23 protein-coding genes are annotated in these 22,699 nt (G+C 69.4%); 11 read left to right on the top strand and 12 right to left on the bottom strand.

Annotated features, from left to right (window positions below; genetic code table 11):
* Positions 1–25 precede the first annotated feature (25 nt).
* Positions 26–1,480: an MFS transporter gene (locus RNB18_RS32390; RefSeq protein WP_311717675.1), complete on the top strand. Its 1,455-nt coding sequence runs from the start codon at positions 26–28 to the stop codon at positions 1,478–1,480.
* A gap of 618 nt (positions 1,481–2,098) precedes the next feature.
* On the opposite strand, the gene RNB18_RS32385 is transcribed toward RNB18_RS32390, so the two are convergent.
* Complete coding sequence (locus RNB18_RS32385; RefSeq protein ID WP_311717783.1) at positions 2,099–3,523, bottom strand: alginate lyase family protein; 1,425 nt, start codon at positions 3,521–3,523, stop codon at positions 2,099–2,101.
* Between the two features lie 166 nt (positions 3,524–3,689).
* Between RNB18_RS32385 and RNB18_RS32380 the strand changes: the two genes are divergently transcribed.
* Positions 3,690–4,061: a VOC family protein gene (locus RNB18_RS32380; RefSeq protein ID WP_311717674.1), complete on the top strand. Its 372-nt coding sequence runs from the start codon at positions 3,690–3,692 to the stop codon at positions 4,059–4,061.
* A gap of 4 nt (positions 4,062–4,065) precedes the next feature.
* Here the strand turns inward: RNB18_RS32380 and RNB18_RS32375 are convergent, their stop codons facing one another.
* On the bottom strand, positions 4,066–4,368 hold the full coding sequence (locus tag RNB18_RS32375) for a hypothetical protein (RefSeq protein ID WP_266564142.1): 303 nt from the start codon (positions 4,366–4,368) through the stop codon (positions 4,066–4,068).
* A gap of 156 nt (positions 4,369–4,524) precedes the next feature.
* On the opposite strand from RNB18_RS32375, the gene RNB18_RS32370 reads away from it, so the two are divergent.
* Entirely contained in the window at positions 4,525–4,950 is a 426-nt protein-coding gene (locus tag RNB18_RS32370) for an Hsp20/alpha crystallin family protein (protein WP_311717673.1), read from the top strand.
* 122 nt (positions 4,951–5,072) lie between these two features.
* Positions 5,073–5,486 (top strand): DUF2267 domain-containing protein, encoded by a 414-nt coding sequence (locus tag RNB18_RS32365; protein WP_311717672.1) that lies wholly within the window; start codon positions 5,073–5,075, stop codon positions 5,484–5,486.
* Positions 5,487–5,503: 17 nt separating this feature from the next.
* Here RNB18_RS32365 and RNB18_RS32360 read toward each other — a convergent pair whose 3' ends face one another.
* A complete protein-coding gene (locus RNB18_RS32360) occupies positions 5,504–5,884 on the bottom strand; it encodes a hypothetical protein (protein WP_311717671.1) in 381 nt (126 codons plus the stop codon).
* A gap of 188 nt (positions 5,885–6,072) precedes the next feature.
* Here RNB18_RS32360 and RNB18_RS32355 point away from each other — a divergent pair, with 188 nt between their 5' ends.
* From RNB18_RS32355 to RNB18_RS32345, 3 genes are read left to right on the top strand one after another with little or no spacing between them, the layout of a single operon-like run.
* Positions 6,073–6,888 carry an alpha/beta fold hydrolase gene (locus tag RNB18_RS32355; RefSeq protein ID WP_311717670.1) on the top strand — a complete coding sequence of 272 codons (816 nt, stop codon included), beginning with the start codon at positions 6,073–6,075 and terminating at the stop codon, positions 6,886–6,888.
* Positions 6,885–7,460 (top strand): GNAT family N-acetyltransferase, encoded by a 576-nt coding sequence (locus RNB18_RS32350; protein ID WP_311717669.1) that lies wholly within the window; start codon positions 6,885–6,887, stop codon positions 7,458–7,460. The genes RNB18_RS32355 and RNB18_RS32350 overlap by 4 nt, the downstream gene beginning before the upstream one ends.
* Positions 7,457–7,999 carry an HAD domain-containing protein gene (locus tag RNB18_RS32345; protein WP_311717668.1) on the top strand — a complete coding sequence of 181 codons (543 nt, stop codon included), beginning with the start codon at positions 7,457–7,459 and terminating at the stop codon, positions 7,997–7,999. The genes RNB18_RS32350 and RNB18_RS32345 overlap by 4 nt, the downstream gene beginning before the upstream one ends.
* Positions 8,000–8,029: 30 nt before the next feature.
* Here RNB18_RS32345 and RNB18_RS32340 read toward each other — a convergent pair whose 3' ends face one another.
* Together RNB18_RS32340 and RNB18_RS32335 are read right to left on the bottom strand one after the other, a co-directional pair.
* The gene (locus tag RNB18_RS32340) at positions 8,030–10,312 is read right to left on the bottom strand and encodes a caspase, EACC1-associated type (protein WP_311717667.1); all 2,283 of its coding nucleotides are present in this window, start codon (positions 10,310–10,312) and stop codon (positions 8,030–8,032) included.
* Positions 10,309–10,800, bottom strand: coding sequence for an effector-associated constant component EACC1 (locus RNB18_RS32335; RefSeq protein ID WP_311717666.1), 492 nt, complete (start codon positions 10,798–10,800; stop codon positions 10,309–10,311). The genes RNB18_RS32340 and RNB18_RS32335 overlap by 4 nt, the downstream gene beginning before the upstream one ends.
* Before the next feature lie 254 nt (positions 10,801–11,054).
* Here RNB18_RS32335 and RNB18_RS32330 point away from each other — a divergent pair, with 254 nt between their 5' ends.
* Positions 11,055–12,740 (top strand): hypothetical protein, encoded by a 1,686-nt coding sequence (locus tag RNB18_RS32330; protein WP_311717665.1) that lies wholly within the window; start codon positions 11,055–11,057, stop codon positions 12,738–12,740.
* Positions 12,741–13,085: 345 nt separating this feature from the next.
* On the opposite strand, the gene RNB18_RS32325 is transcribed toward RNB18_RS32330, so the two are convergent.
* A complete protein-coding gene (locus RNB18_RS32325) occupies positions 13,086–13,502 on the bottom strand; it encodes an SsgA family sporulation/cell division regulator (RefSeq protein ID WP_311717664.1) in 417 nt (138 codons plus the stop codon).
* A 196-nt stretch (positions 13,503–13,698) separates the two neighbouring features.
* Between RNB18_RS32325 and RNB18_RS32320 the strand changes: the two genes are divergently transcribed.
* Together RNB18_RS32320 and RNB18_RS32315 are read left to right on the top strand one after the other, a co-directional pair.
* On the top strand, positions 13,699–15,213 hold the full coding sequence (locus RNB18_RS32320; protein WP_311717663.1) for a sigma-70 family RNA polymerase sigma factor: 1,515 nt from the start codon (positions 13,699–13,701) through the stop codon (positions 15,211–15,213).
* Between the two features lie 42 nt (positions 15,214–15,255).
* The gene (locus RNB18_RS32315; protein WP_311717662.1) at positions 15,256–16,053 is read left to right on the top strand and encodes an SAM-dependent methyltransferase; all 798 of its coding nucleotides are present in this window, start codon (positions 15,256–15,258) and stop codon (positions 16,051–16,053) included.
* A gap of 4 nt (positions 16,054–16,057) precedes the next feature.
* Here the strand turns inward: RNB18_RS32315 and RNB18_RS32310 are convergent, their stop codons facing one another.
* Entirely contained in the window at positions 16,058–16,360 is a 303-nt protein-coding gene (locus RNB18_RS32310) for a zinc-ribbon domain-containing protein (protein WP_059210041.1), read from the bottom strand.
* A gap of 64 nt (positions 16,361–16,424) precedes the next feature.
* Positions 16,425–16,673, bottom strand: coding sequence for an NUDIX domain-containing protein (locus tag RNB18_RS32305; RefSeq protein WP_311717661.1), 249 nt, complete (start codon positions 16,671–16,673; stop codon positions 16,425–16,427).
* 500 nt (positions 16,674–17,173) lie between these two features.
* Here RNB18_RS32305 and RNB18_RS32300 point away from each other — a divergent pair, with 500 nt between their 5' ends.
* Positions 17,174–18,268 carry a substrate-binding domain-containing protein gene (locus RNB18_RS32300; protein ID WP_311717660.1) on the top strand — a complete coding sequence of 365 codons (1,095 nt, stop codon included), beginning with the start codon at positions 17,174–17,176 and terminating at the stop codon, positions 18,266–18,268.
* Positions 18,269–18,452: 184 nt separating this feature from the next.
* Here RNB18_RS32300 and RNB18_RS32295 read toward each other — a convergent pair whose 3' ends face one another.
* The 4 genes from RNB18_RS32295 to RNB18_RS32280 all read right to left on the bottom strand — a co-directional run bounded on the left by RNB18_RS32295 (position 18,453) and on the right by RNB18_RS32280 (position 22,366).
* The gene (locus RNB18_RS32295) at positions 18,453–19,496 is read right to left on the bottom strand and encodes a BtrH N-terminal domain-containing protein (protein WP_311717659.1); all 1,044 of its coding nucleotides are present in this window, start codon (positions 19,494–19,496) and stop codon (positions 18,453–18,455) included.
* Positions 19,497–19,600: 104 nt separating this feature from the next.
* Entirely contained in the window at positions 19,601–20,113 is a 513-nt protein-coding gene (locus tag RNB18_RS32290; protein ID WP_311717658.1) for a nucleoside deaminase, read from the bottom strand.
* A 76-nt stretch (positions 20,114–20,189) separates the two neighbouring features.
* Positions 20,190–20,738 carry a hypothetical protein gene (locus tag RNB18_RS32285; RefSeq protein ID WP_311717657.1) on the bottom strand — a complete coding sequence of 183 codons (549 nt, stop codon included), beginning with the start codon at positions 20,736–20,738 and terminating at the stop codon, positions 20,190–20,192.
* Positions 20,735–22,366, bottom strand: coding sequence for a hypothetical protein (locus RNB18_RS32280; RefSeq protein ID WP_311717656.1), 1,632 nt, complete (start codon positions 22,364–22,366; stop codon positions 20,735–20,737). The genes RNB18_RS32285 and RNB18_RS32280 overlap by 4 nt, the downstream gene beginning before the upstream one ends.
* Positions 22,367–22,699: the final 333 nt, after the last annotated feature.

Here is a 22,699-nt window from a genome sequence, read left to right as displayed (position 1 = left end):
CGCTCGACGGGGAGGGAGCCCTTCCGTGACCACAGCCCAAGCCGATACCGGCCGCACCGTGACGACGAACATCCCCGCCAGACTCGACCGGCTTCCCTGGTCCCGCTGGCACTGGACGATCGTCATCGGACTCGGCACCGTGTGGATCCTCGACGGCCTGGAGGTCACGGTCGTCGGCAACATCGCGAGCCGGCTCTCGGAGCCGGGGAGCGGGCTGTCCATCTCCTCCGGGCAGGTCACCGGGATCGCGGCGGCGCTGTATGTGGCCGGGGCGTGCTTGGGGGCGCTGTTCTGGGGACGGCTGACGGACAAATGGGGCCGTAAAAAACTGTTCATGATCACGCTGGCGGTGTATCTCGCCGCCACGGCGCTCACGTCGGTCGCCTTCGAGTCGTGGTGGTTCTTCCTGTTCCGCTTTCTGACCGGGTTCGGGATCGGTGGGGAGTACGCGGCGATCAACTCGGCCATCGACGAGCTGATTCCGGCGCAGTACCGGGGCCGGGTCGACCTGATGATCAACGGGAGTTTCTGGCTGGGAGCGGTGGGCGGCTCGCTGCTGTCGATCGTCGCGCTGAACACGGACATCTTCGCGAAGGACGTGGGGTGGCGGCTGACGTTCGCGCTGGGGGCGGTGCTGGCGTTCGTGATCCTTCTCGTACGGCGCCATGTGCCGGAGAGTCCGCGGTGGTTGCTGATCCATGGGCGGGACGAGGAGGCGGAGCGGATCGTCTCGTCGATCGAGGAGCGGGTGGAAGCGGAGCGGGGGTCCGCTCTGCCGCGGCCCGAGGGTGAGCTCACGATCCATCAGCGGCGGAGTGTGACGTTCCTGGAGATCGCGCGGACGGTGTTCTCGGACTACCGGCGTCGTTCCGTGCTGGGGTTCTCACTCTTCATAGGCCAGGCCTTCCTCTACAACGCGATCACCTTCGGGTTCGGAGCGATCCTCACGACGTTCTTCGACGTGCCGACGGGGGACACCGGGTACTACTTCGCGGTCATCGCGATCGGTAACTTCTGTGGGCCGCTGTTGCTGGGGAAGTTGTTCGACACGGTGGGGCGGCGGGTGATGATCTCGTCGACGTACCTGCTGTCGGGGCTGCTGCTGTTCGGGACGGCGTGGCTGTTCGACCAGGGGTCGTTGAGCGCGGGCACGTTGACGGCGTGCTGGTGTGCGGTGCTGTTCTTCGCGTCGGCGGGGGCGTCGAGCGCCTACCTCACGGTGTCCGAGGTGTTCCCGATGGAGACGCGGGCCATGTCGATCGCGTTCTTCTACGCGCTGGGTACGGCGGCGGGCGGAATCAGCGGACCGCTGCTGTTCGCCGACCTCACGAGCACGGGCAAGGTCGGCGACACGGTGCTTGCCTTCCAGATCGGCGCGGGGCTGATGTGTGCGGCGGGTCTGGTGGCGGCGTTCCTGGCGGTGCGGGCGGAGCGGCGGTCGCTGGAGGACATCGCGAAGCCGTTGACGGCGTCGGCGTGAGCCTCCGGCGGTTGGACGGGTGGCTGCGGGCCGGTGGGGGCGGGCGTTGTGCGCAGTTCCCCGCGCCCCTGGATGCCTGCGGCGGCCTGTTTCGGTTCGGTGGGGGCGGGTGCAGCGCGGTGTGTTCGGTGGGTGTGGGGGGTGTCCGTCCTCGGTCCGGCGGTTGCTGTTGCCTCGGCTGTACTCGGCAACGGACGCCGACCGCTGCGGGCGGACACCCCCCACCCCGTCCCCTGCGCGCCGTACGCGGCCAACGGCCCGTCGGGGCGGGGGGGTACGGCTGACAGTCCGTCGTGGCGCGCGGGGTGGGGATCGGTCCGTTCGTGGGCCGGGGTGCGGAACGGTCCGTCGTGGCGCGGGGTGCGGCTACCGGTCCGTCGTGGTGCGCAAGGTGACGAACGGTCCGTCGTGGTGCGGGGTGCGGCTACCGGTCCGTCGTGGTGCGCAAGGTGACGAACGGTCCGTCGTGGTGCGGGGTGCGGCTACCGGTCCGTCGTGGTGCGCGAGGTGGGCGAACGGTCCGTCGTGGCGCCGGTGACTGCAACTCCCCAGGGGCGCGGGGAACTGCGCGACCAGCCACAACGCACCCGCAGTCGCCCGAAGACCCGGCGAGGCACCTCAATAGGCGCCCGGCCCCCTACCCCGCACCCGATCCCGCCGCCGCAGCAAAAGCAGTCCCCCCGCCACCGCAGTGATCCCCGCGGCCGCGGACCACCCGGCGATGTCGTCGGAACCGGTGGCCGCAAGGTCCTGCCCGGCGGCGGGGGACGCCGTACCCCCCGTCTGGGGCCGTGCACCGGAGCCCGGAGAAGCGCTCGCACTGGCCGCCGGAACAGGCGAAGCCCCCGTATCCGCAACCCGGTCCCGCGTGAACGCCAGCGTGCCGAAGCCCAGTTGGTCGTAACCCCCGCTGTTGGGACCGTAGTCCCCACCCCCACCCTCCGGCGCGGACCTCGCCGCGATCCGTGTGACGTACGACGCCGAAAGCCCCCGCCGCTTCGTGTAGTGGTTGGCGATCATCGCCCAGATGGGCCGGGTCATCGCGGGGTCGACGCCGGCCGCCGCGGACGCCGTCTCCCTCCCGGACCACCCCCCGATCGCCCCCTTCGCGCGGGTGTTCGCGGTGTAGGAGACCTCCCCTCCCATGCCCCACTTCGCCACATACTGGGCGCCCTTGAGGAACCGGCTGTCGTCGTAGCCGTACAGGTCGTACCCCTGGTTCCACGCCATCTCGCAGAACGTGCCCATCAGGCCGACGCCGAGGAGCGCGTGCCCCTGGTCGCGGCCCGCCTCCAGCCACTCGGCGAGGCCGTCGTCGTACACGACGGGGATGGCCTTCCTGATGGAACCGAGGCCCTCGCCGTGCTTGAAGTAGTCGACGGCGCGGGCGACTTGGGAGGCGTCGTCGCAGAAGATGCCGGTGGCCAGGACGCAGGCCATGGCGCACAGGTCCCAGTTGGTCCAGTAGTTGGTGATCACGGCACCGTTGTGCCGGACCAGGAAGTCGTCGCTGAGCGGGGCGAAGACCTTGGTGAGCATCTCCTGGAAGCGCGGAAGGTCGAAGTCCGGGTGGTCCCGGACGAGTTCGGCGGCGTTGGCGAACTGGTAGCCGTAGAGCCCGGCGGCGAGGAAACGGTCCGCGCTGCCTTCGAGGGACGTCAGCTTCGCCGACCAGGCGTTGAGGATCGCCACGGCCGTGTCGGCGTACGCGCTGTCTCCGCTGACGTGGTGGCGGAGGCCGTTCTGGTACGCGGCGTGGATGTCGTTGTAGAGCGTCGCGTAGTTCTGCGGGCTGCCCGCGCCCCGGTACACCGTCGCCTGCGGGTTGGGCGTCCAGCCGCTCTGCGCATGGCGGTTGGCGGTCAGCTTGGCGAAACCGGCCGTGTAGGGCGCGGCGCCCACCTTCACCTTCGCGGCCATGCGGGCGAGGTCGGCCCGCGTGTGCAGCAGACCCGGGTGCGCGAAGGCGGAGTCGGCGGCGGTGGCGGGCAGGGCCGTCGCGGCGGTCACCGCGACACCCGCGGCTCCCGCCGCCTTGAGCATGCTGCGACGGCTGATCTGTGAAGTCACGAACGTCATTCCTCGCGTGCCGGTGGCTGGGGACGCTCAGGAGACGCGAGGGTGGGGGCGGCGATAACAGAAAGGCGCCGATGACAGAAAGACACCCGAAGACGGCCAAGGCGCCGATGACAGCAAAGGAGCCGTGCCCATGAGCATCCGTAGGATCATGCCCGACATCCATGTCGAGTCCGGCGAGGCCCTGACGGCCAGCCGTGCCTTCTACGGCCTGCTCGGCTTCGAGGAGGTCATGGACATGGGGTGGGTCGTCACGCTGGCGTCGCCCGCCAACCCGACCGCCCAGATCAGCTTCCTCACCGAGGAGCGCACCGCCCCCGTCGTCCCCGACCTGAGCGTGGAGGTCGAGGACGTCGACGCCGTGTACGCGCAGGTCGTGGCGTCGGGCGCCGAGGTCGTACGGGAGCTGCGGGACGAGGAGTGGGGCGTACGGCGCTTCTTCGTCCGGGACCCGAACGGCCGGGTGGTCAATGTGCTGACCCACCGGGCCGCGGGAGGCCGGTGACCCCTCAGGCGTTGCGGTCCGCCACCGCCCACGACGCCAGGGCCACCGCTCCCGCCACGCCGAACACCGCCGGCCACGCGCCCACCTTCTTGGCCAGCGGGTGGGACCCGGCGAAGGCGGCGACATACGCGGCCGTCAGCGCCCCGGCGGCCTTCCCGCCGGCCCGCTCCCGCCACTGCTGGGCCGCCGCGGCCCCGGCGACGGCCAGCACCGCCCCGCCCAGCTGCCGCTTCTTCGTCCAGCGGGCCACGCCGTACCCGCCGACGATCCCGCCCGCTGCGACCACCGCACTCGGAACCTTCGCCATGTCTGCCTCCTCAACGATCACGAAGGCTCAAGCTAACTCCGGTCCGATACCGAAAACCGAACCTGAGTCGGGGCTTGTCAAGTTTCCTGGCTCCGAGCTATATAAGAAGGCGTAGGGCATCGCACCGCAGAGTCTGTGGAAAGGAGATGGACTGTGATGCTCATGCGTACCGACCCCTTCCGCGAGTTCGACCGGCTCGCGCAGCAGGTCTTCGGTTCCACCGCCCGTCCCGCCGCGATGGCGATGGACGCGTACCGGTCCGGGGACGACTTCGTCGTCCACTTCGACCTTCCCGGTGTCGACCCCGAGACGATCGAGCTGGATGTCGAACGCAACGTCCTGAACGTCCGCGCCGAGCGCCGCCTCCCCGCCCCCGAGGGCGCGGAGATGATCGTCGCCGAACGCCCCACGGGCTCCTTCACCCGGCAGCTCTTCCTCGGCGACACCCTCGACACGGAACGCATCGACGCCTCGTACGACGCCGGCGTCCTCACCCTGCGCATCCCGGTGGCCGAGCAGGCCAAGCCACGCCGTATCCAGATCACGGGCGGCGACAGCGGCCGCAGGCAGATCAGCGGCTGAGCCCAGCTCACGCAACAGACAGGGGCTGCTGACCTCAGCCCTCGCAACAGACAGCGGCGTCCCGCGGGCCGGTGTGTCCGTCCGCGGGGCGCCCGGCGCGACAACCCCCAGGAGACCCGTACATGAGCGCGAACCGACCCAGCTGGACCGACCTCGCCGAGGCGGTGCAGGACGCCGGACAGTACATGACCACGGCAGAGGCGGAACACGTCCTGCGCGTCGTCCTGTCCGCCCTCGGCGACCACGTCACCGGCGAGGAACGCGTCGACCTCGCCCAGGCCCTGCCCGAGGAGGCGGCCCGGATCATCGCCTCCCGCATCCCGCTCAACAGACACCTGTCGGCACCGGAGTTCGTGGACACGGTGGCCGCCCGTATCGACGGCGCCACCCCGGCGACGGCCCGCTGGCACGTCAGCTCGGTCCTGAGCGTGCTGCCGGAACTGGTGGGCGACGAGCTCGTGGACCGTGTCCTGGCCCAACTGCCCTCCGGCTATGCCCTGTTGTTCGGCAAGGCGGAGCTGGTTCCCATGGGCTGACGCACCGCTCGCCGTGCCTAGGCGGCCTCGCCCTTGCGTGCCCCGGCCCGCAGCCGCAGCTCCGCCACATAGGCGGAGGCGATGACGCAGCCGACGGCGGCGAGGGCGGAGCCCACGGCGACGGGATTGACGTACCCGGGGATCACCTCGGCCGGATAGCTGCCGCCGCCCTTCATCTCGCAGTCGAAGGAGAGGGGGAACCAGCTCACCGAATAGTCGATGACATGGACGACCTGCTCGTTCCCCCGGCACGGCGGTATCGGCGCGGAGCCCGTGCCGCCGTCCTCCGCCTCCAGGAACGCGCCGGCGAGATGCAGTAGCCCCCAGGTGTACACGAGGAGCGCCACGAGCCCCGCCAGCGTGGCGAACCCGCGCAGACCACGAATCACCGACGACATCCCGGCCCCCTGACCACTCGTTTCCGGGTCCGCAGAGTCCAGCAGCACGCAAGACGAACGGCTGTGGCGGAGCCCACAGTTCCGGCAACAGGGCTGTCACAGACGGGACGCGGAAAACGGCTGGCGCGGCAGGGCGCGGGCGGGCGAGTCTTCCCTCACGCACTCAACCCACGGGAGGGGTAGGCAAGTTGACGAGCCGCACCTCGCGACTCACCGTCGGCGACGGAACCCGCATCGCCTACCGTGACCACCCCAGCCCCAGCCCCGGCCCGTCCGTGCTGCTCCTGCACGGCCTCGCGGGCCATCTGGGCGAATGGGACGACCTGGCGGCGCGGATGGAGTCGTCCGGGTACCGCGTGGTGTCGTACGACGCCCGAGGCCACGGTGAGAGCACCCGCCGCCCGGCGTCGGTGAGCCGTGCCGCCCATGTCGAGGACGCCGTGACCCTGCTGCGCGAACTGGATCTCGCCCCCGCGATCCTCGTAGGCCAGTCCCTGGGCGGCCATACGGCGATGCTGCTCGCGGCGGACCACCCTGGACTGGTCCACTCCCTGGCCCTGGTCGAGGCGGGTCCGGCGGGCCGGAGCCCGGAGCTGCCCGGCGAGATCGCGGGCTGGCTGGACAGCTGGCCCCTTCCCTTCAGGTCCCTGGAGGAGGCGACGGCCTTCCTCGGCCACGAGGCATGGGCGCGGGGGCTCGAGGAGCGGGCGGACGGCCTTCGTCCACGCTTCGACCGTGACACGCTGGTCCGTACGATGACGGAACTGTCCGCCGACGGCTACTGGCCGCAGTGGTCGCGGATCCGCTGCCCCACACTCCTCGTGCGCGGCGCGTCCGGCACCATGAAGCCCTCGGAGGCGGCCGAGATGGTGGCCCTTCGCCCGGACACCCGTACGGCCGTCGTCCCGGGCGCCGCCCACGACGTACACCTGGACCAGCCGGAACTGCTCCACCGGGAGATCGAGAAGTTCCTGGCCGACGAGTCGACGAGGAGAAGCCCGTGACGTACGTCTTCCTGGAGACCGAAAGGCTGCGGCTGCGGGCGTTCACCGAGGCCGACGCCGAGCATCTCGTCGCCCTGGACAGCGACCCCGAGGTGATGCGCTTCCTCACCGGCGGCGCGCCCACGCCCCCCGAGACGATCCGCACCCGCACCCTGCCCCGCCTCCTCCACGACCACCCCGGCCTCGGCACCCGCGGCTACTGGGCGGCCGAGGAGAAGTCCACCGGCACCTTCCTCGGCTGGTTCGAGTTCCGCCCCCTCGACGACGGCAGCCCGGCCGTCGTAGAACTGGGCTACCGCCTCAACAAGGCCGCCTGGGGCCGGGGTTACGCCACCGAGGGCTCCCGCGCCCTCATCGACAAGGGCTTCACCGACCTCGGCGTCGAACGCGTCACCGCCAACACCATGACCGTCAACAAGGGCTCGCGCCGCGTGATGGAGAAGTCCGGCCTGACCTTCCTGCGCACCTTCTTCGGCGACTGGCCGGAGGCGATCGAGGGCTCCGAGCAGGGCGAGGTGGAGTACGAACTCCTGCGCACCGACTGGGAACAACGCCGACGCGAGCACTCATGAACACCGGCCGCCCGCTCCTCTACCTCGACGTCGACGGCCCCCTCAACCCATACGCCGCCAAGCCCGAACGCCGCCCCGAGGGCTACACCACCCACCGCATGAAGCCCGAGGGCTGGCTGGCCCAACACCCCGGCCTGCCCCCGTCCCGCGTCAGGCCCCTTCGAGTCTGGCTCAACCCGTCCCACGGCCAGGCCCTGCTGAAGCTGACGGACCGCTACGACCTGGTCTGGGCGACCACTTGGCGCGAGGAGGCGAACACCTTCATCGCCCCCGTCCTCGGCCTCCCACCCCTCCCGGTCGTCGACTGGCCCACGACACTCACCCCCGGCCCGAACGGCACCTTCTGGAAAACCCGCCACCTCGTCAACCACGCCGAGGGCCGCCCCTTCGTCTGGCTGGACGACGAAGTCGACGACAACGACCGCGACTTCGTGGCGTCCCACCACGACGGACCGGCTCTGCTGCATTGGGTCGACCCCCGGGTGGGGCTGCGGGAAGGGGACTTCGAGGCGGTGGCGGACTTCGCACGAACTCTCTGAAGGGCCGGCCTTGACGCCTTCAAGGAAGTGTCAGTGGGCGGGTGGGAGCCACCCAGGGGGTGGGGGAGGAGCGTAGGGGCCCTTGGGCATGGAGTGGAGCCAGTAGGCGATCTTGACGCGCGTATCGGAGGTGTCGGGGTGGTCCTTCCCGAGATAGCGCGCCTGATCGGCCTCGACCTGATGCAGGAGGTTGGTGGCCCGGACGGTGTCGCCCAACTGCCCGATGGAAACGGCATGCCCCACTCGCGCGCTGAGAGTGGCCCGGTGGTCCTGGCCGAGAACCCAGGCGAGGTCGTCGCCGACCTCGGAGTAGATCTGCGCCGCCGCTGCGTGGTCACCGATCTGGTTGGTGTACGTGGCGTAGTTCAGGCGGCTCTGCAGGGCGTCCAGGTCCTCGCGGGGCAGGACCCGCGCCTCGATCTGCACAAGGTCGCGGTATAGGCGCTGCGCACGGGAAGGGTGGCCCAGCGCGCCCGTCCACTCGGCCAGCCAGCGGTGACAGTTCAGGGTGTCACTGTGTTCGGCCCCCAGGATCTCGGTCATGTCCTCCAGGAGACCTTGGAGGAGATTGGCGCCCTCCTGGGTCTGTCCGTCGTCGTGAAGGGTCAGGGCCAGGTTTCTTCGGGGGATGAAGGTGCTGGTGTCCCGGCGTCCCGTGCGCTCTTCCAGTGCTTGGCACACAGATCTGAACAACCTGATGGCCGTGGTCCTGTCGCCTGTGCTGGACAGGTGGGAGGCGTGGTAGTGGCGTACGTCGACGGTTTCGGGCGCGTCCGGGCCGCAGACACGCTCCATGTCGTCGAGGAGCGTACGGGAGATCTCGGCGGCTGCGGCGAAGTCCTGTGTCTGACCGATCGCGTCCATGTGGTTCTTGCGTTCACGCAGGGTCGCCGGGTCATCGGGGCCGAAAAGAAGTTCTGCGACGTCCGCCGCCTGGCGGTACAAGTCCGCGGCGGTGGCGGCCTGGCCTTTCTGGATGGTGTTGCCGGCCAGGGAGTTCAGGCAGGCCAGCACGCGAAAGGAGTTCCTGCCGAGGGTGTGGGTGTATCCCTCGATGAGTTCCTCGTAGAGGGCGCTCGATTCGTCGATCTGTCCGGCCATGCTCTTGAGGTAGGCGAGGCTCTCTCTGGCTCGGAGGGTGTCCTCGTGACCGGGTGACAGGATGCGTGAGCGAATGGAGTGGACGTCGGTCAGGATGGCGAACGCTTCGTCGTCCTGCTTGCCGCGGAAGAGGTTGTGGGCCAGGGTGATGCGGCTGCGCAGGGTGGCGGAGTCCTCGGGGCCGAGTACGCGGGTGTGGTCGGCGACCACCTCGCGGGACTGGCCGATGGCGACGGAGGGGTCCGCCTGGTCGTCCTGTCCCAGCCAGGTCGACAGTGTCCGCCGTAGATCCAGGGTTTCCGCGTGGTCGGCACCCAGACGCAGAGTGCGGCGCGAGACGGCTTCCCGGGCCAGACTGATGGCCGCGCGGACATCGGCCACGCCGGCTTCTCGAATCTGTTCGGTCAGTTCCTCCACGGAGACGAGAGGGCTCTCGTCGTCCGCGGGGCTTCCGGCCGACCCTTTGCGGTTTCGGCCGAGCGCGATCATCGCCGCCGTACGTTCGGACGCCTGCTGCGGCAGAGGCAGCCCCGCTGAACTGAACAGACGGCGCAGCTCGGTGTAGACGGCTCCCATGGAGAGCAGGTCGGGGCCGTCCGGGATGCCGCGTTCGAGGACGTTCAACAGGGCACCGGTGAAGGAGGTGTAGGTGTCTCCGACGGGTGCCTGTGCCAGGGCCATGGCGGGAACCGACGTCATGACATAGGTGCCGTCGATGTCGACCTGGCCGATGATGGAGTTTTCGGTGGCCGACATGACTCCGGAGATCGCCAGCCCCGAGTGACAGCTGTCGAGGATCAGTACGCGCGAACGCGCCCGCGTGCGCGAGAACGCCTCGCGGATGAGGCGGTAGGGCAGTCCCGTCCACTCGGCGAGATCGGGATCGGTTCCGGCCAGCGCCAGGTACAGTTCCCGGTCCTGTCCGGCGATCAGACCGTGTCCCGCGTGATAGACGAGGAAGACGTCCTCGGCGGCCATCGCCGCGCCCAACAGCGGTTGTGCCAGTGCGCTTTGGTCGCGTGGATTCTCGATCACCAGGCATCGGTCGGAGGCGAACGAACCGCGGTCGCGGTGCGTGAACGCGGCGTTCAGGGCGTGGATGCCCCGTCCGACCGACGGGAGGTCCTCCAGTCGCTCCGACTCGTAGCTGCTGACCCCTATCAGTACCGCCCGCGACCCGACGGCATCGGGCAACCGGACCATCTCGTTCATGCCACGTCCCCCTCGCGTCCGCCATCGGCGCCCGTGCTCGTTCGTGATCCGGCGGCGTCCGCGTGATGCGCGGGCGGCCCCTCGACGATCGCCGGAGTCGCCGGCGCCTGTTCCACCTGAGCCGGTGGAGCGTCGCGGTGAAGGTCCACGACCGCCTTGATGATGCTGTCGGCGTCCCGGACACGGTCACCGTCGATCTCCACCCGGCGGCCGTCCGGGCCGGTCAGCCGAATGCGCACCTTGCTTCCCCTGGGCTGCCGGCACCACACCACCAGCGCCTGCGCCAGGACGGTGCCGACCCCGCCGGCACCCACGGCGACCGCCAGAACATCGATCAGCCCTGCGCCCGCCATCTGTCCTGGGCGGGCCGGCAAGCCCACGGCCTCGACCCGCCCCCGCAGAGGATCTTGCAGGTTCAGCCACTTGAAGAGATCTTCCACTGCCCCGTCGTCGTCCCCGACGACCTCGACAAGCACCCGCGAATCCACGCACGCCCCCCTCGCCCCTGTAACGCGCGTCACATGTCATTTCACAGTAGCGACATAGTCCCCGATCTGGCCCCGTTTTACGACGTATCGATCTGATCCGGAAGCCGGGACCTCCCGTCGGAGAGCGCCGTGCGAGATGATCCGGTGGTCTTCCCGTCTGCCCCGCGACGCACCTGCGTTGGGTACCGAAGACCACGACTGCCTGCGCGGCACGCGCTCCTGTCCGTGTCCGGCCGGACACGGACGCGCACCGCATGGACGTCACGCCGGAAGGGCAGGATCTCGCGGTGGTCGACGGACAGCACACTCTGGACGACGTCGTCATCCTGGTACACGGCACATGGGCGGGGGACGCCGGGCACCAGGACGAGGGTCACCAATGGTGGCAGCGGGGCAGCGACTTCTGGCGTTGGCTGGAGTGCCACCTGCCCGGCGGCGTGAGCCTGCCCGATTCACCGATCAAGTTGTTTCACTGGAACGGCATGAACAGCCAGGTGGCACGGCTGGAAGCCGGGAACCGCCTGCTGGCCCTGCTGCTGGAATTGGAGAGCCAGGGGCGCGGCTATCACCTCGTGGGTCACAGCCATGGCGGCTCGATCATCTGGGACGCGCTCGTCAGCGCGGAAATCACCTACGGCACGCGAACGGTCCACCCTGATCTGCGCCGCGCGTTCAGCAGACTGGATGCCGCGTGGCGGGGAACGCTGTTGGCGCCAGACCCGCTGCTCGCGCTGCGGTACGACGAATACGCTCCTGCCTACGTCAAGTTCAAGACGCGCTACCTTTCCGACCCCAGAGAGTTCGCCGCGGTCCGGCAACTGATCGAGCTGCCGGGACTGCGCAGCTGGACGACGGTCGGTACCCCGTTTCTCCATCACCTGCCCAAGCGCCGCCTGTTCGTCCGCGGGTGGCGGCATCCCGCCTTCACCCTGAACCCGGACGCCAGACAAAGAGTGCTGAGCGACATCACCGACGACCTGTTACGCCTGATGCTGCTCGTGCCGTTTCTGGCGATCATCCCTCTCGCGTTTCTGGGGCAGCGGTTGGCACACGCTTGGTACGGGGATGCGCTGGCAGCCTTCCTCGCGGCCGACTTGGTGGGTTCGTTCGTGGCACTGGGACGGCGCATCTACGCCGACGTCCTTCTGACGCGCGCCCGCTGCGCGCAAGGCGCCATGGACAGATTCGGCGGGCGGTGGCTGGGGCTGTGGTCACGTGAGGACGAGGCCATCGCCGCCCTGCGGCAGTTGGCCGAGCCGACCGGTGATCACCACACCTACGAGTGGCTGTGCACGCCCCCGAGCAGGCGCGACGCTCACCCCACGCCCCGTGGGCCCGCCTTCAGGTGGGCCCGAAAGCTGCTGACGTTGAAGGTGCCGATCGCCGACGCTCACCTCGTCCCGCACGTCATGCTGCTGTCTCCCGCACGCCTGGCAGCTCCAGCGGTGAGGGCCTACAACCGGTTCGTCACGCCCGCACTCGGCCGGAAGATGATCGGAGTGCTGCGGCAGACCGGACAGGGAAACGACCTCCCCCATTCTCAGCTCGTCCACGTGTCCCCGTGGCCCGTACCGGTGTCGCTTCCGGAAGGGCTCACGGGACTGCCCGTTGCGGTGGGGGAGGAGATCGAGTTCCGCGCGAACGACCATGGAGGCAAGGTCGGGACGGTCGCGAGAGAGCTCTTCATGATGGCGACTCTGGAGGGGATGCCGGAGGCACGCCGGGCTCTGGCGGACGCCGGTGGCGACAGCGCGCTCGTCCATACCTCGTACTTCGACCACATGGCCATACGGAGGCTCATCGTCCTGCACATCCGGCACCATGCGGCCGTGGACGACGGCCTCCGCGACGAAGACGACCTGTCGAGCTGGCTGCATGACAACGCGGTCACCGTCCGAGCCACATGGGCGCGGTTCCGCTCCCACGTGGGCCCGGATTGAGGATGGGGCAACGGCCCGCCGACTGCGCTCGCCGTCCTCGTCGGAGTTCGGTGCGGTGGCCGGACGGGTGCCCGTTCGCTGGATCCGCCGGTGCGTGAAGACCACTGATGCGGGCGGCGCGCGCGGAACGGCCGCGGCGACCAGGGCGGCTGGGAAGACCGCGGACATGATGGTGCTGGAGTCCGGCGGGCTGACGGTCCAGAGCAGCCCCGCACTGGGGTCGGGAAGGCCGGGCGCGGTGGCCAGGAGAGGCAGCACTGTCGCCTCGCCCGCCTCAAGAGGTGATCGCGGACACCGGTGTGCTTCCACGGGAGCAGGGTGGGGACAGCATCGCGGGTGGCGGAGCTACACCTCATCGAGCAACGCCGCCAGCCCGTGGTCGAGTTCCGGGCCCAGATCCTCCGTGCCCGGCTCGACGACGTCGTAGGAGCGCAGCAGGAAGCGGCGGAGGGCGGCCGTGCCGAAGCGGATCACGGCGAGGCCCAGTGGTGAGTGGAACTCGACGACGGTCCGGGCCCAGCCGTACGGCCGTATGCGTACGTCCCCCTCTCCCGCGGGTGTCCCCAGCCCCTCCTCCAGCAGCGCCCGCCCGAATATCCACGTCACGCCCTCGCCGTCGGCCGAGACGTGTGCGGGGAAGTCGATGTGCACGGCGAACGGCTCGGCGGAGCTGTAGCGCAGGGTGGGACGCACCAGGAGTTCCGGGTGGTCGGAGGTGATCAGGCGGGCGCGGACGGTCTGTTCCAGGGTGGTGAGGCGCATGAGCGGCGGTCTCCGTCTCGGTGGGGAGCGTGGGTCGGTTGCCATGTCGAGCCACAGGAGTGCCCCTTGATTACGCGGGGACCGGAGTCCGTTTGTGTGACCTGAGTCACGGCCGGAACTGAATGGTTGAAAGTTTTGTCATCTACGCTGACAAACCCTTGAAGCGTCCCGTCGCCGGGAACTGGAGCGTCCCTGCATGACCGACCAACCGGCCAGAGTGCCCGCCCAGGCATCCCCCTCCGCGACCGCCGCGTACGTGCGGATCTACGAGGAGGAACAACCACGCCTCGTCGCGTACGCCCGCTCGCTCACCCGCAACACCTGGGCGGCCGAAGACCTCGTCGCCGAGGCGCACTTCCGCGTGTGGCGGCGGCTGTCCGCCGGGCACGAGATCGACAACGTCCCGGCGTACCTCATGACGACCGTCCGGCACCTCGCGTCCTCCGTCGCGAGCGCCACCCACGAGACCCCGCGGGACCCGCAGATCCCCGAACAGGCGTCCGCCAGGCATGTGGACGACCCGGCCGAACAGGTCTCCTCCACCGACCTGTTGGTGCGCGTCCTCGGTGAACTCCCCGAACGCTGGGCGCAGGCCCTGTGGCTCGCCGACGCCGAGGGCCAGCCCCTGGAGACGGTCGGCCGGCAGATCGGCGCCAAACAGGGCGCCACGGCCGTACTGCTGCACCGCGCCCGCGAGGGCATGCGCCAGGCATTCCTGCGCTCACAGACCGAGGCCCCCGACGATCCCGCCTGCGAGGTCCACTGGGTCCGTATGCCGGCCTACGTCCGCGGCAACGCGACCCCGCGCCAGTCCGAGCGCCTCCTCGCCCACGTCGACGCCTGCGACGGGTGCCGGGGCCGCCTCGCCGTCCTGATCCGCGCCAACAACCGCCTGCCCGCGCTCGTGGGCCCCGCGCTGCTGGTCTTCGTGGTGGGCGGCGGCGGCACGGGGAAGTTCCTGGCGTCGCTCACGGCCGGGTCCGCGGGGACGGCCTCGGTGACCGGTCAGGGTCTTCTTCGTACGGCCCGTGCGGCGGGCCCGAAGACCAAGGCGGCCCTCGCCTCCGGTACGGCGGCCGCCGCGGCCATCGCCGTCGTGCTGGCCCTCGGGGTGAACGAGTCGCCCGCGACGGTGACTTCGCCGGGAAAGGTGCCGGTGGCGCAGGGGCCGGTGGCACAGGCGCCGGTGACGGGGCCGTCCGCGGGGGCGGCGGGGGAGACGCCGGGGGGTGCCGCCCGGCAGGTTGAGCGGGATCGGGCTCGGAGTCGGGGAGAGGGGGCGGTCGTAACCGAGGATGTCGGGGGCATTCAGCTGGTTGCGGACGGCGGGGGTGGCAAGGGCGACCCCGGGGCGCCGGAAGAGCCCGCGCCGGAGGTGCCGGACGCGGGCCCCAGCCCTGTGCAGCCCGCGCCGCCGAAGGAACAGCAGCCCGACCCCGAGCAGCCGAAGCCCGGCACACCCGGGGAGGAGACCCCTGTACCGGAGCCGGGTACCCCGACTCCCACTGACCCCGACCCTGTTGGCGAGACACCGGAGCCCCCGACGTACTCGGAACCGCCGACGGCACCGGAGTCGCCGGAACCATCAGATCCGTCGGAGCCGCCCGCACCAGAGACCCCGGAGCCACCCGCCCCCGGCGACGGCTGCGGCCCCGAGCCCGCCCCCGGAACTTCCGCCCCCGACAAGGGAGTTGCACCAACGTACGCATAACTGACGCGGTCAGGCGCCCGCCGCCGCCCGAGAGGAGCCCCCGTGAGAGAGAACGGCTTCCGTGCCGAGGAGATCGACACCACCAAGCCGCACCCCGCACGGATCTACGACTACCTGCTGGGCGGCAAGGACAACTACGACGTGGACCGCCAGGCCGGCGAACAGCTCATCGCCGCCGCCCCGGAGGCACGGATCGGCGTACGGGCCAACCGGGCCTTCCTGCGCCGCGCCATCCGCCACGTCGTCGGCACCGGCGTCCGCCAGTTCCTGGACATCGGCACCGGCCTGCCCACCTCACCGAACGTCCACGAGACGGCCCTGGAGGTGGCACCGGACATCCGCGTCGCCTACGTCGACAACGACCCGATCGTGCACACCCACGCCGGCGCCCTGCTCAGCGCGGCCGGCACGACCGGCATCGTCCTGGCCGACCTGCGCGACCCGCGGGCGATCCTGGACGACCCCGACGTACACGCCGTCATCGACTTCGACGAGCCGGTGGCCCTGCTCCTGGTCGCCGTACTCCACTTCCTCACGGACGCGGACAAGCCCGAGGAGATCATCGCCACCCTCCGCGACGCCCTCGCCCCCGGCAGCCACCTGATCCTCTCCCACGCCACGGGAGACTTCGCCGACCGCAGCGGGGCGGCGGCCGTCTACAGCAAGGCGACGGCCTCCATGAACCTCCGCACCCGTACCGAGATCGAGCGCTTCTTCGACGGCTTCGAGCTGATCGACCCGGGCGTGGCCCAGGTCCCGTTCTGGCGCCCGGACACACCCCCGCCGCCCCGCTCGCGGGAGATCGGCTTCTACGGCGGGGTGGCCCGCAAGCTCACCTGAGCCCTTACTGGTGGTACGGCTGCTGCGGGGCCTGTCCGCCCTGCACCTGACCCCCGTGCCCGCCACCGGCGGCGGCCTGCGTCTGCAGCTGCTCCGCCTCCTCCGCGCTCACCTTGCTCTCCGCACCGCAGAACGTGCACTGCGTCGCGTACTTCGTGGAGATCGGGAACAGCGGCACGAAGAACAGCGTGAACTTCGTGACGCGCTTGCGCAGGGTGTGCGCGGCCGGGTTCCCGCAGCGCCCGCACACCAGGGTGAGTATCGCGAGCTGGTACAGGTAGCCCTTGGTGCCAAAGAGGATGAGCATGATGCCGTCGCCTTCCAGGGTCGGTGCTTGAGAGGCAGTATCCCCGCGGCCGGTGTCCGACCGCTCAGAGCTGCGCCAGTACGCGGTCGAAGAAGGCCAGGTCCTCCTCGAAGACAGGATGCAGCCCGGCGAACTCTGCTGCTGTGACCCAGCGCACGGCACTCACCTCGCCGGGGTCCATGACCACGTCCCCCGCCTCGGCCTCCGCGGTCCACCAGTGCAGCCGGAACCCCTTGTCATGGGTCTCGGACTCCCACACCTTGGCCCCCGGCACCACCCGCAGCCCGACCTCCTCCGCCACCTCCCCATTCATGTGCGTCCACACTCCCAACCTGCCCCCACAGCACCACAGACCTGACGGAGTCCTGGCTAGGACTCCGAGGCCGAGTTCCCGGGCACCAGTCCCGGCCAGGGCCGGGACTCCCGTCGGCGTGCGCAGGTGGGCGGGGCAGTCCTTCTAGTCGTTTGCGGCCGGCCTTCATCGCTACGCCCGGTCCGGCGTTGACGTCCCGCGCACGCTCTCTGTAACTGATCCTGTTCACACCGTTGACTTCTCCCTCACCCGCCTTTACCGTCGCGCCGGCATATAGAACGCGTTGACGAAATTTCGGACATCTGAAGGCGGTTCCCCTGTGCACGCCCGGAACAGCGGGAGCAGGCCTGTACGGCAGGGACCGCCGACCCCCTGACGTTCGGCCCGTCCAGGGCATTCGGGTATCCACCCGCTCCACCCGCACGGCACCCGTCCGGGTGCCTGCACGTCTGATGCGCCGTCATCGTGTCAACGACGAGAAGAACAAGGACCCATTCACGATGCTCAACCGAAGAGCCGCCCTCGCCGCCCTCGCCGGAACCGCCTCCCTCGCCCTTACCGTGTCCGCCTGCGGCAAGGAGAGCGAGGGCAGCTCCCAGAGCCGCTCCGAGGGCGGTACCGTCGGCATCGCCATGCCCACCCAGTCCTCCGAGCGCTGGCTCGCCGACGGCAAGAGCGTCGTCGGGGGTCTGAAGAAACGGGGGTACAAGACCAAGCTGGTCTACGGCAACGACGACCCGAAAGCCCAGCTGTCACAGATCGGGACCCTGATCGAGCAGGGCGTCGACGCGCTGATCATCGCGGCCATCGACGCCAAGTCGCTGAACGGCGTGCTTCAGCGGGCCTCCGACGCGCGCATCCCGGTGATCTCCTACGACCGGCTCATCCTCGGCACCGGGAACGTCGACTACTACGTCTCCTTCGACAACGAGATGGTCGGCCGGATAGAAGCCAACTACATCATCGAGAAGCTCGGCCTGGAGAAGGGCAAGGGCCCGTTCAACATCGAGCTCTTCGCCGGTTCCCCCGACGACAACAACACCAAGTACTTCTTCAAGGGCTCCATGGCGCTCCTGCAACCGTTCCTGGACAGCAAGCAGTTGGTCGTCCCGTCCCGTCAGACCGGGCTGGGCCAGCTCACCACCCCGCGCTGGGACGGACCCACCGCGCAGAAGCGCATGAGCGGCCTGCTCACCCGGTGGTACGTCGGCAGGACGCTCGACGCGGTCCTGTCGCCATACGACGGCATCTCCCGGGGTGTCCTGTCCGCGCTGGAGGCGCAGGGCTACGGCTCCGCCGGCAAGCCCCTCCCGATCGTCACCGGCCAGGACGCCGAGCTGCCCTCGGTGAAGTCGATCATCGCGGGCCGGCAGTCGCAGACCGTCTACAAGGACGTCCGCGTCCTCGCCGGCGCCGCCGCGTGGATGGTCGACGACATCCTCAGAGGCCGGGCGACGCGGATCAACGACCGGTTCAGCTACAACGACGGCGTCAAGGACGTGCCCGCCTACCTGCTCCAGCCGCAGAGCATCGACAAGACCAACTACGAAGTACTGGTCAGGGACGGCTACTACACCGCCGAGGAGCTCACGTAGCGACGGGATGTGTGCCGAGACCGGCCCCGGCCCTCAGGCTGGCTGCTGCTCGGACAACTCTCGGAGCAACGCGCTGTATTCGTCGGGATGCTGCTCGCGCAGGGATTGTGGCGACGAGGGACCCAGTCGACGGCCCTTGCCCCGCCCCGGACACCTCGGGGCGGGACTGCGCGCAAACGCAGCATCACCACCAGTGACGCCCGTTGTGCAAGCCCGGCGCTTTAGCGCTGGGTAGTTGCGACTCCAGACGGCTCAGCGCCTCCATGGCCTCGCGTTCGATGCGTGACAGTTCGTGGAGGGTGGTGCCCGCCCGTACGAGGAACGGCTCATCGCCCGCCTCCCCGGCTCGGGCGATCAGCGCGGCGACCTCCGTCCACAGGGCGGCGGCCTCGGTGTACAGCCGGTGGCCGGTGCGCAACTGAGGACTGGGCTCCAGCACTTGGAGGCACTCGGCGAGGAAGTCCCGATAGAGATTGCGGAACAGGGCGCCCCCGGTACCGCCCTTCTCCATCAGAAGGGCGGCCTGCGGCAGGTCCCGCCGCGGATCGTCGGTCCGCCGCAGCCAGGTGCGCACCAGCTTGCCGCTCTTCTCGATGCCACGGTGACCCAGGTTGGCGATGGGCGGGTTGAGAAAGGCGTCCGCGCAGGCGGTGATGGCGGGAACGATCCTCTCGCGAGCAGCGGGCAGGTCCTGGGGAGCGGTGAGAGTGAAGGACCGGTGCCTGGCGGTCATGGGCCCCCGCGCGGCCCGAGCCTGAGCAAGCCCGCCGAGACTCGTGCACACCGCTCCGCCCTGCTGCTCGGTGTCCACGAGGTAGGCGACCTGGTCGTCGTAGCCGTACATGGCGACGACATGACCACCGAAGTGCACCTTCGACCCGAAGTAGTCCAGGTGGTAACTGTCGAGCTGCAGCCCCACGGGCCGGCCGCCCTCAATGACCTCCACGACGTTCGCCCAGCCCTTCCGGGGCGAGGCGGTCTCCTGCACCACGAGATCCAGCCCGAGCGTCTCGGCCAGATTCCTGGTGAGCTCGAACGGCTTGACCCGCCCACCGAGAAAGGGGAACCCCATGCTCTTGCTGTCCCAGTAGACGAAGGAGAGCCCGCGCCCCAGGCCGAAGAGCATGGGTTCGGAGAGATCGAGTCCTTGGTGACGGAGGAGTACGCCGAGGGTTGATGTCTCGCAGTGCTGTGTGGCGCGGGGGTCGATGCCGTTGACGGTGGTCACGCGATGCTCTCCTGGTCGGGTGATCGGCCCGGTCATCACGCCACGATGACACCGCTTCGCCTTACGAGGAGTGAAGTCGGCCCATGCCTACTGCGATGTGGGCCTCAGAGCTTCGGCTCAACGGGGAAGGGAAGTTTGTCGGCCCAGCCGGCAAGAGCCGAGGCCGCGATCGCCCGGGCCTCACCGCCCGCGGAGGTCTCCGTCAGGAGGGACCGTTCGGCGTTGGGGAGGGCGAGTTCGCGGTAGAACTGGAGATCCTCGAAGCCGTTGACAGCGACGTCGTGACTGGTGGCGGCATACACGAGACGAGGGATGCGCGCCCAGTAGCAGGCGGTCAGGCACATCGGGCACGGCTCGCTGCTCGAGTACATCACGGCGTCTTCCATCAGATGGTGCCCGAGCTTCGTACCGGCGGCACGCAGAGCCATGACCTCGGCATGTGCCGTGGGATCGCGGAGCTCGACAACCGAACTGGTACCCGTGGCCACGACGTCGCCGTCGATGACGACGATCGCGCCGAAGGGGGTCTTGCCCTCGTCCTCAAGGGCGTGGCGGGACAGTTCGATGGCCTGGGTGAGGAAGTCGTGGTCCTGAGGGGTCTCGGGAGCGTAGGGCACCTTGTCTCCAAAGGTCGGTCGAGCCGGTTGCGGGTGCATTTACATGCAGTCGTGCACTTACATGCAGCAGGCGCATCTACATGTAGATGGAGGGATCAGCGTCGCCGAAGGGGCCGTCGAAATCCATGTCGTAGCCGGTGAGGGGCGTAGTGGCCCCGGCGGTGGCGACGGTCCGCAGTGCCTGTTCGGCCTTGTGCGGATCGGTCCAGTCCCCATTTTTCAACAGTTCGACCATATCCGGGATGTCGGCGCCGGACTGGTCGCCGCGGAGTATGAGCCGGTGGATGCGGGGTGCGGCGGAGGAGCCGGTCGGGCAGAGCAGAACCCTGGTGGAAGACAGGCGATCGTGCCACTCGGCGAAGGACCTGTCGACGGCGGGCGGCCGGGAGCCGGAGTCGGGGGTGAGGGGAAGGTTGTGCAGGATGACGCGGGTGATGGAGAGACGGTCTCCGCGGCGGAGCTGAGTGGTCATGAGGGCCTGTTCGACCTCATTACGGAAGGCCGTGAACTCGGGCTGGAGCCAGACCTGGTCGCACTGCACGACCACGGCGGCGGTCACGTCCGGCGCCGCCAGCTCGGCGAGGCGTTCGTGCCAGGCGGCCATGTCTATGACGGGGTCGGTCACGTTCCCTCCCGGGTGTGGGCGCCGACCAGTTGGAGGACGGCCAGGCCGGTGACGACGGCTTCGACGGGGTCGCTCTCTTCGGCCGCCCCGGGCAGGACACGGGCGGCGAGGCGCGCGGTTGCCTGCAGGGCAGGAGGAGGGAGTAGGGCGAGGAGGTCCCGGAGCTCGGCGTCGCTCTCGTCCGGGGTGAGCGGGGCCAGACGACAGGCAATGGCGAGGACCATCGCGGCCGGCCGTTGCTGGGGCTCGATCAGCGGGACGGGCAGCCGATAGGTGCGGCCGCCTCGGGAGTGACGTATCTCAGCGGCTGCCGAACCGGGAGGGTCGGCACGGCAGACGAGGCTGAGAAGGGCCTCACGAGCCTGGGTCGCCGAGGTGAAGTAACGGTGGGTGGCGAAGGTACGCAGATAGGCGCCCAGCAGCTGGTGGTTGGGCGTGAACTCGGGGCGTACCAGTTCGGGCGGATGAGGCAGCCGGGCATCGCGCAGGGTGGCGAGCGCGGTCACGGAGACCAGCGCCCAGAAGTGGTCGTACGCCTCCACGGAGCCGAAGGCGCGTCGGGCGGCATCGGCTTCCGGCGTGGAGACGCGCCCCTCACCGCCGTACAGGGACTGGCGCAGCTGGGTGAGGATGGAGGCCCCGTCCCAGTAGTTCCCCATGAACTTGGTACCGGTGAGGATCTCGTACGTCCCGTACAGCGCGCTGGCCTGATGGGCGCCGTGGAACTCGGTGAAGTCGCCGGTCCACAGCAGCACTTGGAGCGGGCCGGTGAGAATGGAGCCGAGTTCGTCCTGATTGGCTGCGGACTTGGGGTCGGGGTCGACACAGCGCAGGATCTTCAGGCGGGCGTCGGTCGTCAGGGCGGCGAGTTCACGGGCGGCCCGGCTGGAGGCGACTCCGCGTACCGACATCAGCAGGGCGGTGTTGGCGAGCCACGCCAGGTATCGGCTGAGGGCGCCCAGTGGTGGAGCGGGGTCGGACAGACGTCGGCAGTGGCCGATCACCGAGTCGATCAGTGCGTGGGCACAGGAGACGACCTGGATCGGATCGACGCCGCCGGCCAGGGTGGCGCGCACGAGGCGGTGCAGGACGTCGAGATGAACGATGATGGTGTTGTCGATGGCCTCGGGCGGCACTTCCGCCCCCACCAGCTGGTCGACGAGATGCCGGATGGCGGTGGGATCGTTGCCGGTCGTCGCCTGGCTGACCGTGCCCAGGTAGGAGTTGACGATGGGGTCGTGCTCGAGGCCGTAGGAGAGGGGACCCCGACCGGCCCCGACCGTCTGGGCGGTGAGCGCTTCGGCAAGGGTGCGGCGGAGCAGCTGGTTGCGGCCCCCGATGCTGGCCAGGCCGAAGAGCCGTACGAAGGAGAAGACCCCGAAGATGTTCGCCAGCAGGAACAGCAGCGCGCCGTAGGTGGCACTGACGGCGCTGTCGCCGAGCAGCCCGCAGCCGGTGAACAACGCCGCGAACCACCCGATGAGCACCCACTCCCGGAAGGCGATGTGCCCGTCGATCGCTCGCAACGACGGCCAGGAACTCGCCGCGGAGAAGGTCAGCGCGAAGATGACCGCCTCACCGGTCAGCAGCGTCGCGAAGAAGGCGATGCTGAACTGGGTCGCGTCCACGATGTCGTCGTGCCTACGGGGAAAGCTGAGCGCGAGGAACCCGAGCCCCACGGCACACAGAAACAACCAGCCCTGTCTCCACCCCTGCACTGCCGCTCCGCGCCCCCTGAGACTCACCGGTGGGGGGTAACTCTTGCAGGGATGACGGGTGTTGCCAACAGGTGATCAGGTTGGTTCGAAGTCGATCGGCCGCGCTGGAAGGGATACGACGTGCTTCAGACGGGAAGCTGGTCCATGTGTTCAGACTGCGGGCGGCGTACGTCCCTGGTAGCCGCCCTCCTGGCGCCTCCGCAACGTACGTTCATGGGGTGAGTGGCCCTGACTGCGGAGAAA

This window comes from Streptomyces doebereineriae (assembly GCF_031845645.1).
GTDB lineage: Bacteria > Actinomycetota > Actinomycetes > Streptomycetales > Streptomycetaceae > Streptomyces > Streptomyces canus.
Note: the sequence above shows the minus strand (reverse complement) of the source record. Positions and strands in the feature narration are given on the sequence as shown.

Coding starts and splice junctions, on each gene's coding strand:
- RNB18_RS32385 (WP_311717783.1), bottom strand. CDS start 3,523: ATGCTCAAGGCGGCGGGAGCCGCGGGTGTCGCGGTGACCGCCGCGACG.
- RNB18_RS32380 (WP_311717674.1), top strand. CDS start 3,690: ATGAGCATCCGTAGGATCATGCCCGACATCCATGTCGAGTCCGGCGAG.
- RNB18_RS32375 (WP_266564142.1), bottom strand. CDS start 4,368: ATGGCGAAGGTTCCGAGTGCGGTGGTCGCAGCGGGCGGGATCGTCGGC.
- RNB18_RS32370 (WP_311717673.1), top strand. CDS start 4,525: ATGCTCATGCGTACCGACCCCTTCCGCGAGTTCGACCGGCTCGCGCAG.
- RNB18_RS32365 (WP_311717672.1), top strand. CDS start 5,073: ATGAGCGCGAACCGACCCAGCTGGACCGACCTCGCCGAGGCGGTGCAG.
- RNB18_RS32360 (WP_311717671.1), bottom strand. CDS start 5,884: ATGTCGTCGGTGATTCGTGGTCTGCGCGGGTTCGCCACGCTGGCGGGG.
- RNB18_RS32345 (WP_311717668.1), top strand. CDS start 7,457: ATGAACACCGGCCGCCCGCTCCTCTACCTCGACGTCGACGGCCCCCTC.
- RNB18_RS32340 (WP_311717667.1), bottom strand. CDS start 10,312: ATGAACGAGATGGTCCGGTTGCCCGATGCCGTCGGGTCGCGGGCGGTA.
- RNB18_RS32330 (WP_311717665.1), top strand. CDS start 11,055: ATGGACGTCACGCCGGAAGGGCAGGATCTCGCGGTGGTCGACGGACAG.
- RNB18_RS32325 (WP_311717664.1), bottom strand. CDS start 13,502: ATGCGCCTCACCACCCTGGAACAGACCGTCCGCGCCCGCCTGATCACC.
- RNB18_RS32320 (WP_311717663.1), top strand. CDS start 13,699: ATGACCGACCAACCGGCCAGAGTGCCCGCCCAGGCATCCCCCTCCGCG.
- RNB18_RS32310 (WP_059210041.1), bottom strand. CDS start 16,360: ATGCTCATCCTCTTTGGCACCAAGGGCTACCTGTACCAGCTCGCGATA.
- RNB18_RS32305 (WP_311717661.1), bottom strand. CDS start 16,673: ATGAATGGGGAGGTGGCGGAGGAGGTCGGGCTGCGGGTGGTGCCGGGG.
- RNB18_RS32300 (WP_311717660.1), top strand. CDS start 17,174: ATGCTCAACCGAAGAGCCGCCCTCGCCGCCCTCGCCGGAACCGCCTCC.